The sequence below is a fragment of the Janibacter sp. GXQ6167 genome (assembly GCF_041365945.1).
Taxonomy (GTDB): Bacteria; Actinomycetota; Actinomycetes; order Actinomycetales; family Dermatophilaceae; genus JBGFSK01.
This window is the reverse complement of record NZ_JBGFSK010000003.1, coordinates 392,877-404,439: the sequence shown is the minus strand read 5'-3', so window position 1 is coordinate 404,439 and position 11,563 is coordinate 392,877. Positions and strand designations below refer to the sequence as shown.

The window sequence follows — 11,563 nt, the reverse complement described above, 5'->3', positions numbered from 1 at the left end:
GAAACGCCCGGTCCCATTCCGAACCCGGAAGCTAAGCCTCTCAGCGCCGATGGTACTGCACTGGAGACGGTGTGGGAGAGTAGGACACAGCCGGACAAACTTTCATACAAAGGCCCCATAACGACCGTGTCGGTTGTTGTGGGGCCTTTGTCATGCTCCGGTGAGGTGCGATCGGTGGCCGGCGTTTTTAGGACGGCTATTAGTTGTACGAGGCCACCACGTTCCTGACGCCATCCGGTAGGCGGGCCGCGGGCGGTTGGCCTCCTGCGGCACTGTGGGGCCGGTGGTAGTTGTAGTGGATGTTCCAGACCCCGAGGGCATTTCGACGTTGATCCTCGGATAGCCAAGTGGGGGCGTAGAGGAACTCCTCGGCGAGAATCCGGTTGTACCGCTACGATGTGGACCATGTGGGACCGGCCTGCGGGCGGTGATCTTGCGAGGCTCTCGATTAATCTCCCCGATCGGGTCGATGAACCTGCGCCGGTTCAGGTTCATTGCCGCGAGGTGTCGGGTAACGGTGCGGCGGCTGATCGTCACCCCCTCCTCCTGGAGATCGTAGGCAATGCGTGTCGCTGGCCACTTGTGAGATCGGCGCATCTGCTCGATCCGGGCCACGATCGCGCCGCCGGTTGCGGTCGGCCGAGTGTTGGCCGCCGGTTGCGGTCGGCCGAGTGTTGGGGGCAGAGGACCGGTCCAACAGCGCGAGTTCGCCGTAGCGGTGGTAGCGGTTCACCCACTTCGAGGCGCATGCCCGTGAGATGCCCATCTCGGCGGCCACGTGCGCGATCGGCCTGGTTTGGCAGCGGGCGACGAGCCGACGACGTCTTCCCACGGACAGCGACGCGTTCCGATGAGCTGTCACGGGTGACTCCCTTGCGGTCGAGTTGGCTCCGTTAGCGAATGATGATTCACTAATAAGGTGGCGAGACCAAGACGCGAGGAGCAAGACGTCCTGATCGACCGCATCGCGGCGGCGCTGAGCGCGCGGGAGCAGCTCGAGCCGTGGACGCTGGCCGACATCGCCCCGGCCGCCGGCCTCAGCCCCGCAGGACTGGTCAAGCGCTTCGGCTCGCGCAGCGGAATCCTCCAGGCACTGAGCCGCCGGTGGATTGAGTCGATCCCCGATGGCCCGCGGGCCATCTCGGCGGAGGAGGAGCTGCGGACATGGGTCGCCGGTCGCTTTGCCGCCGGCGGGCCGCACGCGGTCGCCTACGGCTTGGTCAACCTGGTCGATGACCTTGTCGATGACCAGCTACGCCCCCTTCTCGCCGAAGGATGGGGTAAAGAGATGCGCTATCTCGCAGCAATGCTTGAACAACTCGGGCTTCGGCGTCTATCCAATCCGATGGCAGGAGCCGCCCTGCTGTTCGACGCGCTACATGGGGCGATGCTCCGCGGCGCTGTTGAAGCGGATCTACCCGCGCCTTCGCGCATCCTCGACCAACTCTTGGAGGCATGGACATGAAACGAGAGCACAACTGGAAGGGGCGGGTCTTTATCGGAGCCAGCCTCGACGGCCAGATCGCCCGGCCAGACGGGAACATCGACTGGCTCACCGACCCAGCTCCCGGTCCCAGCCATGCCAACATCACCAGCAGTACCAAGGTGGAGGCGTGGGACACCTTCTTCCCAAGCGTCGACCACCTGGTGATGGGCCGGGGAACCTACGAGAAAGTAGCCACCTTCGACGCATGGCCCTACGAAGGCAAGAAGGTCATGGTCCTGTCCACGACACTTGAGCCAGGTGATGGCCGGATCGCCATCGTCCGCAGCCTGGAGGATGCAGTGCGACGCCTAGACGAGGCTGGCGCCGAGCAGGTCTACGTCGACGGCGGCCAGGTCATCCAGGCATTTCTCCGCGCGGACCTGATCGACGAGATCAGCATCGGCTGGGCCCCCGTACTTATCGGGTCAGGCCGACCCCTCTTCGGTGCGCTCGACGCCGACATCCAACTGGCGCTCGTTGCCAGCAACGCCAGCAGCGGCGGGATGGTGCACGCGACCTACCGTGTTCACCGCGGACACCCCTCGCAGGACTAGCCTCGATTGCCGCGCCGTCGAGCAGTTTGAGAAGCAGCAGGCTTGAAATTCCTACTCCAACCGGGTCTGATCCGCTCCTTGCTCCATCGCTAAATCACTGAGCGTGCACAGGATTTGGTGCCGCTCGCTGTGGCACCGCCGCCGTCGAACGTCCTGACCTCACCACACTCACCCTGTCAACAACGTCCCGGCCCGCAACAATTAGTGGCCTGTGAGCGCGCCGAGCGCCCGCCCGAGGAGCGCCGGTTTCCCCGTGCGCTCTTCCTCGCGGTCGGCCCATTCGGCCGCCTTGAGGCCGAGATTGATCCCGGCCCACCGCAACGGCTCCGGCTCCCACGAAGGGCTGTGATGCCCGATCCACGGCAGTTCGGTGCGCTCGGAGGGTTCGCCGACGAGAAGGTCCGCCAGGGTGCGGCCGGCGAGCTGGCTCGCGGCGACGCCATCGCCGACGTAACCGCCGGCCCACCCGACCCCCGCACCCGAGTCGTACCCGACGCTCGGGTGCCAATCGCGCGCGATGCCAAGCGGTCCGCCCCAGGCATGGGTGAAGGCGACGCTCGCGAGTTGTGGCAGAAGGGAGCGCAAGGTTGCACGCAAGGCGGCAAAGACCCGCGGGTCGTGATCGAAGGCCGGCGAGATCCCCGAGAAGGGGTGATAGGGCGCGCCCCGCCCGCCGAAGGCAATCCGATCATCGGGGGTGCGTTGCCCGTAGATGATGACGTGCCGGTGATCGCTGAAGGTTTCCCGTTTGGCGAGTCCGATCTCCTCCCACAGCGCAGGAGCGAGCGGCTCGGTCGCGACCATGAGCGAGTAGACCGGGGCGATCCGGCGCCGCAAGGACGGCAGTCGCGCGGTCCAAGCCTCGGTGGCACGCACGATCTGGCGTGCTCTGATGGTGTGCCCGCCCGCGACGACAACGGTGCCAGGAGAGGCGCCGGCGACCGGGGTCCCTTCGATGATCTGCCCGCCGCGGGCGCGCACGACGCGAGCGAGGCCGTCGACGAGACGGCGCGGATGAAGCCGGGCACAGTCCGGGTCGAAGGAGGCCCCAAGGACCCGGGAGGCCTGGATCCGCGCCTGCGCAGCCTCGCGGTCGAACCAGATCGATCGGCCGCCCCAGGCCTGATGGGAGGCGACCTCGTCGCGAGCCCGGGCCACCTGGGCGGGTGATCGCGCGAGGGAAATCGTCCCGCCTTTGATGTAGTCGCACTCGATCCCCTCGGCGCGGGCAATTTCGCCGATCGCGTCGACGCTCGCGCGGAGGTGAGTTCCCATGGCTCGCGCCGCTGGAGCACCATAGCGCCGAGCGAGCACCGAGGCGCCGACGGGATAGAGGGCGCTTGCCCACCCCCCGTTGCGTCCGCTGGCGCCGAAGCCGACACGTTCGGCCTCGAGGATCACGACGTGGGCGTCGGGTCGCCGCCTCAGATAGTGATAGGCAGTCCACAGCCCCGTGAAGCCGGCGCCCACGATCACGAGGTCGGCTCGCCGCGGAAGGGCGTCGACCTCGTCACCGGCCGGCGCCGCGTCGTCGGACCACAGCGGGGCCGTGGCCTGCCCGTCCATCACAGGTAGCGGCTGGCCTCGCTCAGGACCGAGCGCAGACGCTGCTCGATGTCATCGAACTCGGCCTGGCCGATCGTGAGCGGCGGAGCGAGCTGGAGCACCGGGTCGCCGCGGTCGTCGGCGCGGCAATAGAGGCCCGCGTCGAACAGGGCCTTGTCGAGATAGCCGCGGAGCAGGCGCTCGGACTCCTCGTCCGAGAAGGTCTCGCGGGTCTGCTTGTCCTTGACCAACTCGATCCCGTAGAAGAAGCCCTCGCCACGCACATCTCCGACATGCGGCAGGTCGAGCAGCCGCTCCAAGGTGGCGCGGAAGGCCGGGCCCTGCGTCTTGACGTGCTCGTTAATCCCTTCGCGCTCGAAGATGTCGAGGTTCGCGAGGCCAACGGCAGCCGAAACGGGGTGCCCGCCGAAGGTGTAGCCGTGAAGGAAACTCGTCGTCCCCTTCGCGAAGGGCTCGAAGAGGCGGTCGCTCGCGATCATCGCGCCCAAGGGGGAGTAGCCGGAGGTCATCCCCTTCGCGCAGGTGATGATGTCCGGGACGTAACCGAAGTCCTCACAGGCGAACATCGAACCGATCCGGCCGAAGGCGCAGATCACCTCGTCGGAGACGAGCAGCACGTCGTACTCGTCGCAGATCTCGCGGACTCGCTCGAAGTACCCCGGAGGCGGTGGGAAGCAGCCCCCGGCGTTTTGCACCGGCTCGAGGAAGACCGCGGCGACGGTATCGGGACCTTCGAACTCGATCGCCTCGGCGATCCGGTCCGCGGCCCAGCGGCCGAAGGCCTTCGGGTCGTCGCGCAGCGACTCGTCGGCGCGGTAGATGTTGGTGTTTGGCACCTTGTGCGCGCCGGGGACGAGCGGCTCGAAGGCCTCCTTCAGCGGCGGCAGCCCGGTGATGGACAGGGCGCCCTGAGGGGTGCCGTGGTAAGCGATCGAGCGCGAGATGACCTTGTGCTTGCCGGGCTTGCCGACGAGCTTGAAGTACTGCTTGGCGAGCTTCCACGCGGACTCGACCGCCTCGCCACCGCCGGTGGTGAAGAAGACGCGGTTGAGGTCACCGGGGGCCCCGGCCGCAAGGCGCCCCGCCAGCTCAATGGCGCTTGGGTGGGCGTAGGACCAGAGCGGGAAGAAGGCGAGCTGCTCGGCCTGCTTCGCGGCGGCCTCGGCAAGCTCGGTCCGGCCGTGGCCGACCTGCACCACGAAGAGGCCGGCGAGGCCGTCGATGTACTCACGGCCGGTGCTGTCCCAGATCCGGTGGCCCTCACCGCGAACGATGATCGGGACCTCGCCCCCTTCTTCGTAGACCGAGTGCCGGGAGAAGTGCATCCACAGGTGGTCGCGGGCGGTATCGGCAAGGCTCTTGGTCATGATGCTCCCCAGTGATAGTGCTGCTTGTTGAGTTTCAAGTACATGAAGGTCTCGGTCGAACGGATGCCTGGCAGGCCCCGAATCCGCTTCGAGAGCAGGTCGAGCAGTTCGTCGTCATCGGCGCAGACCACTTCGACGAGCATGTCGAAACTCCCCGCGGTGGTGACCGCGTAGGCGACTTGCGGGATCTGCGAGAGCGCCTCGCCGACCTCGGCGAGGTCGCCGTCCACGCGGATGCCGATCATCGCTTGGCGGTAGAAGCCCACCTGAAGGGGGTCGGTCACCGCCACGATCTGCATGACCTCCGCTTCGAGGAGGCGCTGCACCCGCTGGCGCACGGCCGCCTCGGAGAGCCCGACCGCTCGGCCGATCGTCGCGTACGACTGGCGGCCGTCGATCTGAAGGCGCTCGATGATCGCCATCGAGACCTCGTCGAGGCGCGCGGCATCGCTGGTCGGGGGTCGGGACATGCCCCCATCGTGGCCCGCGTTCACGCCGGGCGCAAGCCTCCCTAACGACGAAATCAGTTGTTTGGTGATCGAAGCGCGGCGGATTTCGAAACAGACATCGAGAAAGGGTGTTGTGATCGGCAGTTCCGGACTATCGTGCAGGTCACAGTCGGTCGATGGTGATCGGCCGTGGCCTCACCGAGCGCCGTGCAGGGCCCATAAGGTCCCGCGGCGCGCCCCAACGAAAGGGTTTTGCTCGTGTCGGACGTCCGTCAGCTGCGTAACTTCATCAACGGCGAATATGTCGATCCGCGAGGGGATGAGCGCATCGACATCGTGAACCCGGCGTCGGCCAAGGTCGTCGCGAGCGCTCCGGTCAGCAGCGAGGCCGATGTGGACGCCGCCTATGCCGCCGCGGACAAGGCCTTCGAGACCTGGGGTGAGACCACGCCGGGGGAGCGGCAGGCGGCGCTGCTGAAGTTTGCCGATGCCCTCGAGGCTCGCGCCGACGATCTGATCCGCCTCGAAGGCGAGAACACCGGTAAGCCCCACGCGCTGACGGCCTCCGAAGAGGTCCCGGTCATGTGCGATCAACTCCGCTTCTTCGCCGGTGCGGCTCGCGTCCTCGAAGGGCGTGGGTCGGCCGAGTACATGGCGGGCCACACCAGTTGGATCCGCCGCGAACCGATCGGCGTCGTCGGCCAGGTCACGCCGTGGAACTACCCGATGATGATGGCTGCCTGGAAGATCGGCCCGGCCCTCGCCGCGGGGAACACCATTGTCTTAAAGCCCAGCGACACCACGCCCGAGACCACCTTGCTCATGGCCGAGATCGCCTCGGAGTTCTTCCCCGCGGGCACCTTCAACGTGATCACCGGCGATCGCGAGACCGGCCGGATGCTGGTCGAGCACCACACGCCGGGGCTCGTCGCGATCACCGGTTCGGTGCGCGCCGGGATCGAGGTGGCCGCCTCGGCCGCCAAGCAGGTCAAGCGCGCCCACCTCGAGCTCGGTGGGAAGGCGCCGGTCATCGTCTTCGACGACGCCGACATCGAGGCCGCCGTCGAGGGAATCGGTACCGCCGGGTACTTCAACGCCGGGCAGGACTGCACGGCGGCGACCCGCGTGCTCGCCGCGCCCGGGATTCACGACGAGTTCGTGGCCGCGCTGTCGGAGTTCGCCAACAACGAGGCCAAGGTGGGCGGCGTCGACGACGAGGACGCCCTGCTCGGCCCGGTCAACAACCGTGACCAGCTCGGCAAGGTGAGCGGGTTCATCGAACGCCTGCCCGATCACGCCACGCTCGCCGCCGGCGGGACCCGCGTGAGCGAGCTCGGCGATGGCTTCTACCTTCACCCCGCCGTCGTCGCGGGCCTGCGCCAGGACGACGAGGCGATCCAAAACGAGATCTTCGGCCCGGTCATCACCGTGCAGAAGTTCTCCGACGAGGCCGAGGCGCTCGCCTGGGCCAATGGCGTCGACTACGGTCTCGCGTCCAGCGTCTGGACCAAGGACTTCGGGCGCGCGATGCGGATGAGCAAGCGGCTCGACTTCGGCTGCGTCTGGATCAACACTCACATCCCGCTCGTCGCCGAGATGCCGCACGGTGGGTACAAGAAGTCGGGCTATGGCAAGGACCTGTCGATGTACGGCTTCGAGGACTACACGCGGATTAAGCACGTCATGGCCAATATCGAGAGCTGATCGCTTCGGCACCAGCGAGATCGCACCACCCGCACCACCGGCCTTCGGCGCTGGGGTGATCACCGAGCAGGGGGGCTTGGTCATCACCGCAGCGCCGGAGGCCGCCTCCAACCCACGCCCCACCTAAAACGAAGTGCGAGCCCTTCATGTCCCCACTGAGGCCCCCCGCTGATCCGATGACCGCGGCGCTGATCCGTGCCGCCCAGCACAGCCAGCGGGCGCGCCTCACGCGACGTACCGTGCTCGGCGCGGGGCTCGCCGGGATGGGCGCGGCGGCGCTCGCGGCGTGCGCGCCACCTTCGCCACCGACCGGCCTCGGCGCGACCGGCCCCACCCTGCCCGAGGACCGCAGCGAGACCGAGAAGACCATTAAGTGGGCGAACTGGACCGCCTACCTCGATATGGACGATGACGACAAGGGCTACCCGAGCCTGGAGGCCTTCAGCAAGAAGACCGGGATCAAGGCGTCGTACTTCGAAGAGATCGAGGACAACGACTCCTACTACAACAAGATCGCTCCCCAGCTGCGCGCCGGGCAGAGCATCGACCGCGACATCTTCACCTTCACCGACTGGATGGCCCTGCGCGTCATCCGCGACCAGCTCTGCCAGCCCCTAGACCTCATCCAGATGCGCAATGCCTCGAATCTGCTCGAGGCGCTCAAGGAGGTCACCTTCGACCCCGGGCGCCGCTATTCGCTCACCTGGCAGTCCGGCTTCGCCGGCATCGGTTACGACAAGTCCAAGGTCGGCCGAGAGCTGAAGAGCATCGAGGACCTCTGGGCGCCGGACCTCAAGGGTCGGGTCACCGCCCTGTCCGAGTTCCGCGACACGGTCGGGCTGATGATGCTCGCGCAGGGCGTCGACATCGGCAAGGACTTCACCAAGGAGCAGTTCGAAGCCGGAGTCGGCGAGGTCGATAAGCGGGTCAAGGACGGCAGCATCCGCAAGATCAAGGGCAACTCCTATATCGAAGACCTCAAGTCCGGCAACGCCGTCGCGGGGATCGTCTGGAGCGGTGACCTTTTCATCCTGCGCGCCGAGACCAACAACCCGAACTGGGAGTTCGTCATCCCCGAATCCGGGGGCACCCTCTGGAGCGACAACATGATGATCCCGATCACCTCGACCCATCGTCAGAACGCGATGACGCTGATGGACTACTACTACGAGCCGAAGGTCGCCGCCGAGGTCGCCGCCTGGGTGAACTACGTCTGCCCCGTCGAGGGGGCGCAGGACGAGATGGAAAAGATCGACCCCGAACTCGCGAAATCCCCCTTCATCTTCCCCAGCGATGACTACATCGAGAAGCACAACATCCAGGGTTTTCGGGCCCTCGAACCGCAAGAGGACGCCGATTTCAGCGCCATCTGGCAGAAAGTGCTGGGCAACTGATGGCACGCACGAGTGGATTCCGCGATGCGACCGGCGACCTGCGCCTCGTCGACGTGACCAAGAGTTTCGGCGACTTCACCGCCGTCGACGACCTCACCCTGACCGTCCCACGCGGCTCGTTCTTTGCCCTTCTAGGCCCATCGGGATGCGGTAAGACGACCACCTTGCGGATGGTGGCCGGCCTCGAGCAGCCGACGGCCGGGCGGGTGCTCATCGGAGAGACCGATCTGACCGGATCGCGGCCCTACGAGCGTCCGGTCAACACGGTCTTTCAGTCCTACGCGCTCTTCCCCCACCTCACGATTCGCGACAACGTCGCCTTCGGTCCCAAGCGAAGGGGGGACAAGAACGCCGTCGCCCTCGCCGACGAGGCCCTCGAACTGGTCCAACTCGCTCACCTCGCCGGTCGCAAGCCCGCCCAACTCTCGGGTGGGCAACAGCAGCGGGTGGCGCTCGCGCGGGCGGTCGTGAACCGGCCCGAGGTCCTGCTGCTCGATGAACCGCTCGGCGCGCTCGACTTGAAGCTCCGCCGCCAGATGCAGGTCGAGCTCAAGCGCATCCAGTCCGAGGTGGGCCTCACCTTCATCCACGTCACCCACGACCAGGAAGAGGCCATGACGATGGCCGACACCGTCGCGGTGATGAACCACGGCCGGATCGAGCAGATGGGAGAGCCGGTGGCGCTCTACGACCTGCCGCAGACCCCCTTCGTCGCGAACTTCGTCGGCCAGTCCAATCTCGGGACCGGCCGGATCACCGGCAGCGACGGCGGTCACTACGTCGCCGATATCCAAGGCACGCGGGTGAAGATTCCGAAGGAGCGATGCGCGGTTGACGGCGGGGAGGTGACCTTCGGGGTGCGCCCGGAGAAGGTCAAGGTCAAGCGGGATCGAGTCGACGGCGTGGGCGATGACGCGCGCGGCACGGTCCTAGACGTCTCCTTCACCGGAGTCGCGACGCAATACATCGTGCGCCTGCCGAGCGGCACGACCTGGTCCGCCTACGAGCAGAACCTCGACCTCGAGCCACTGGACCNACGCGCGCGGCACGGTCCTAGACGTCTCCTTCACCGGAGTCGCGACGCAATACATCGTGCGCCTGCCGAGCGGCACGACCTGGTCCGCCTACGAGCAGAACCTCGACCTCGAGCCACTGGACCTGCGCCCGGGTGACGACGTGTGGCTCACCTGGAACGCGGGCCACGCTTTCGGGGTGCCGGTCGACGAGCAAGAGGCCGCGGCCGCCGCGGCCGCGGTGGACTGACCCGATGAGCGCGCTCGCTCACGTCGGTGGCGGGGGACCCGCGGCGGATACCAAGGCGTCCCGCAGGAAGAGTCGGACGGCGTACCTGCTGCTCCTGCCCGGAACGCTTTGGCTCATCGTCTTCTTCGTCGTCCCGATCGCCCAACTCTTCACGGTCAGCCTGCAATCGCAGATCCCGTGGGCACCGGGCTACTACTACCGCGACGTCAACCTCGAGAGTTATGTGCGGGCGCTCACCGACTTCGCCCCCCACTTCGGCCGCTCCCTTCTCTTCGCCGGGCTCGCGACCTTCTTCGCCTTCTGCCTCGCCTATCCGTTGGCGTACGCGATGGCCTTCAAGGCGGGGAAGTGGCGGGGCCTGATGATGATCTGCGTCATCGCCCCCTTCTTCACCTCCTTCATCCTGCGCACGATCGCCTGGCGCCAGATCCTCGCCGACGAGGGCTGGCTCGCGCAGAGCCTCAACGCCTTGCACCTGCTGCCAGGCGGGCGAATCACCGAAACCTGGATCGCGGTCGTCGCGGGCCTGACCTACAACTTCCTGCCCTTTATGGTCCTGCCGATCTATGCCTCCTTAGAGCGAGCCGACGCGCGGGTCATCGAGGCCGGCGGGGACCTCTACGCCAACGGGTTTACGACCTTTCGGACGGTGACGCTCCCGATGAGCATGCCCGGAGTGATCGCGGGGACCTTGCTCACCTTCATCCCGGCGATGGGTGACTACGTCAACGCCGAACTCCTTGGATCCGACCAGGACAAGATGGTGGGCAATGTGATCGAGAGCCAGTTCTTTAAGGTCCTCGGCGGCTTCCCCGTCGCGGCCGCGCTCTCCTTCACCCTGATGGCGCTGATCCTCGCGATGGTCTTTATCTACGTGCGCAAGTTCGGCACCGAGGAGGTGTTCTAGATGAGTACTCCGGGCACCGCCTACCGGCCGAGCGCGTGGCGCCGGGCGACCACCTGGATCTCGAACCGGTTCGCGATGATCATGGCGATCCTCGTCCTCGGCTACCTCTTCTTGCCGGTCGCGTACACCTTCGTCTTCTCCTTCAACGATTACCGCAAGTCGAATATCTCGTGGAACTCCGACGCGGGACCGACCCTGAAGCACTGGAGGAACCCGTGCGGAGCACCGGGGGTGTGCGAGTCCCTCGGGAACTCGATCCAGATCGGGCTGATCGCGACGATCGTCGCGACCATCCTCGGCACCCTGCTCGCCTTTGCGCTCGTGCGCTATCGCTTCCGCGGGCGCTCGGCGGGCAACATGCTCGTCTTCATCCCGATGGCGACCCCGGAGATTGTGCTCGGCGCGAGCCTGCTCACGATCTTCGTCCAGGGCTTTTCGAACGTCGGCCTGCGCCTAGGCTTTTGGACGATCGTGATCGCCCACATCATGTTCTGCATCAGCTTCGTGGTCGTGACCGTCAAGGCCCGGCTGCAGAGCCTCGACCCGCGGCTGGAAGAGGCGGCACAGGACCTCTACGCCGGGCCCGGCTCGACCTTCTGGCGGGTGACCTTCCCGCTCGTTCTGCCCGGCATCGTCGGAGCGGCGTTGCTCTCCTTCTCGCTCTCCTTCGACGACTTCATCATCACCAACTTCGTCTCCGGCAACGAGATGACCTTCCCGAAGTTCGTCTACACCTCCTACCTGCGCGGCATCCCCGCGCAGGCCAATGTCATCGGTTTTTCGATGTTCTTGATCGCGGTGACCCTGGTGGTCGTCGGGACGCTCATCGCCAACCGCCGCCGGCAGTCGTAGGCGAAGGGGATGTCCGGTCCG

Annotated in this window: 11 protein-coding genes, 1 rRNA gene and 1 pseudogene; 9 read left to right on the top strand and 4 right to left on the bottom strand. The window is 66.4% G+C overall.

Features of this window, described 5'->3' with window-relative positions:
• Positions 1-96, top strand: a 5S ribosomal RNA gene (gene rrf / locus AB8K43_RS06820); the annotation flags it as partial.
• A 103-nt stretch (positions 97-199) separates the two neighbouring features.
• On the opposite strand, the pseudogene AB8K43_RS06815 reads toward rrf, so the two are convergent.
• Positions 200-862, bottom strand: a pseudogene (locus AB8K43_RS06815) (helix-turn-helix domain-containing protein).
• Positions 863-919: 57 nt separating this feature from the next.
• Here AB8K43_RS06815 and AB8K43_RS06810 point away from each other — a divergent pair.
• Both AB8K43_RS06810 and AB8K43_RS06805 read left to right on the top strand, forming a co-directional pair.
• On the top strand, positions 920-1,465 hold the full coding sequence (locus AB8K43_RS06810) for a TetR/AcrR family transcriptional regulator (RefSeq protein WP_370892764.1): 546 nt from the start codon (positions 920-922) through the stop codon (positions 1,463-1,465).
• Positions 1,456-2,040: a dihydrofolate reductase family protein gene (locus tag AB8K43_RS06805; protein ID WP_370892762.1), complete on the top strand. Its 585-nt coding sequence runs from the start codon at positions 1,456-1,458 to the stop codon at positions 2,038-2,040. Before AB8K43_RS06810 ends, AB8K43_RS06805 begins: the two co-directional genes overlap by 10 nt.
• 201 nt (positions 2,041-2,241) lie before the next feature.
• Here the strand turns inward: AB8K43_RS06805 and AB8K43_RS06800 are convergent, their stop codons facing one another.
• The 3 genes from AB8K43_RS06800 to AB8K43_RS06790 are packed head-to-tail and all read right to left on the bottom strand — an operon-like array spanning position 2,242 to position 5,443.
• Positions 2,242-3,606, bottom strand: a complete 1,365-nt coding sequence (locus tag AB8K43_RS06800) for an NAD(P)/FAD-dependent oxidoreductase (protein WP_370892760.1) — start codon at positions 3,604-3,606, stop codon at positions 2,242-2,244.
• Entirely contained in the window at positions 3,606-4,973 is a 1,368-nt protein-coding gene (locus AB8K43_RS06795; protein WP_370892758.1) for an aspartate aminotransferase family protein, read from the bottom strand. The genes AB8K43_RS06800 and AB8K43_RS06795 overlap by 1 nt, the downstream gene beginning before the upstream one ends.
• Entirely contained in the window at positions 4,970-5,443 is a 474-nt protein-coding gene (locus AB8K43_RS06790) for an Lrp/AsnC family transcriptional regulator (protein WP_370892756.1), read from the bottom strand. The genes AB8K43_RS06795 and AB8K43_RS06790 overlap by 4 nt, the downstream gene beginning before the upstream one ends.
• Before the next feature lie 237 nt (positions 5,444-5,680).
• Here AB8K43_RS06790 and AB8K43_RS06785 point away from each other — a divergent pair, with 237 nt between their 5' ends.
• From AB8K43_RS06785 to AB8K43_RS06760, 6 genes are all read left to right on the top strand, one after another.
• Positions 5,681-7,126: a gamma-aminobutyraldehyde dehydrogenase gene (locus tag AB8K43_RS06785; protein ID WP_370892754.1), complete on the top strand. Its 1,446-nt coding sequence runs from the start codon at positions 5,681-5,683 to the stop codon at positions 7,124-7,126.
• Between the two features lie 176 nt (positions 7,127-7,302).
• On the top strand, positions 7,303-8,520 hold the full coding sequence (locus AB8K43_RS06780; RefSeq protein ID WP_370892752.1) for a PotD/PotF family extracellular solute-binding protein: 1,218 nt from the start codon (positions 7,303-7,305) through the stop codon (positions 8,518-8,520).
• Entirely contained in the window at positions 8,520-9,692 is a 1,173-nt protein-coding gene (locus AB8K43_RS06775) for an ABC transporter ATP-binding protein (protein ID WP_370892750.1), read from the top strand. Before AB8K43_RS06780 ends, AB8K43_RS06775 begins: the two co-directional genes overlap by 1 nt.
• Positions 9,613-9,783: a TOBE domain-containing protein gene (locus AB8K43_RS06770; RefSeq protein WP_370892749.1), complete on the top strand. Its 171-nt coding sequence runs from the start codon at positions 9,613-9,615 to the stop codon at positions 9,781-9,783. Before AB8K43_RS06775 ends, AB8K43_RS06770 begins: the two co-directional genes overlap by 80 nt.
• Before the next feature lie 4 nt (positions 9,784-9,787).
• Positions 9,788-10,690 (top strand): ABC transporter permease, encoded by a 903-nt coding sequence (locus tag AB8K43_RS06765; protein WP_370892747.1) that lies wholly within the window; start codon positions 9,788-9,790, stop codon positions 10,688-10,690.
• Positions 10,691-11,542, top strand: a complete 852-nt coding sequence (locus tag AB8K43_RS06760) for an ABC transporter permease (RefSeq protein ID WP_370892745.1) — start codon at positions 10,691-10,693, stop codon at positions 11,540-11,542.
• Positions 11,543-11,563: the final 21 nt, after the last annotated feature.

What these genes read in the sequence shown, in the direction of transcription:
- AB8K43_RS06780 (WP_370892752.1), top strand. Translation starts at nt 7,303, where the DNA reads ATGACCGCGGCGCTGATCCGTGCCGCCCAGCACAGCCAGCGGGCGCGC.
- AB8K43_RS06795 (WP_370892758.1), bottom strand. Translation starts at nt 4,973, where the DNA reads ATGACCAAGAGCCTTGCCGATACCGCCCGCGACCACCTGTGGATGCAC.
- AB8K43_RS06805 (WP_370892762.1), top strand. Translation starts at nt 1,456, where the DNA reads ATGGACATGAAACGAGAGCACAACTGGAAGGGGCGGGTCTTTATCGGA.
- AB8K43_RS06790 (WP_370892756.1), bottom strand. Translation starts at nt 5,443, where the DNA reads ATGTCCCGACCCCCGACCAGCGATGCCGCGCGCCTCGACGAGGTCTCG.
- AB8K43_RS06765 (WP_370892747.1), top strand. Translation starts at nt 9,788, where the DNA reads ATGAGCGCGCTCGCTCACGTCGGTGGCGGGGGACCCGCGGCGGATACC.
- AB8K43_RS06800 (WP_370892760.1), bottom strand. Translation starts at nt 3,606, where the DNA reads ATGGACGGGCAGGCCACGGCCCCGCTGTGGTCCGACGACGCGGCGCCG.
- AB8K43_RS06760 (WP_370892745.1), top strand. Translation starts at nt 10,691, where the DNA reads ATGAGTACTCCGGGCACCGCCTACCGGCCGAGCGCGTGGCGCCGGGCG.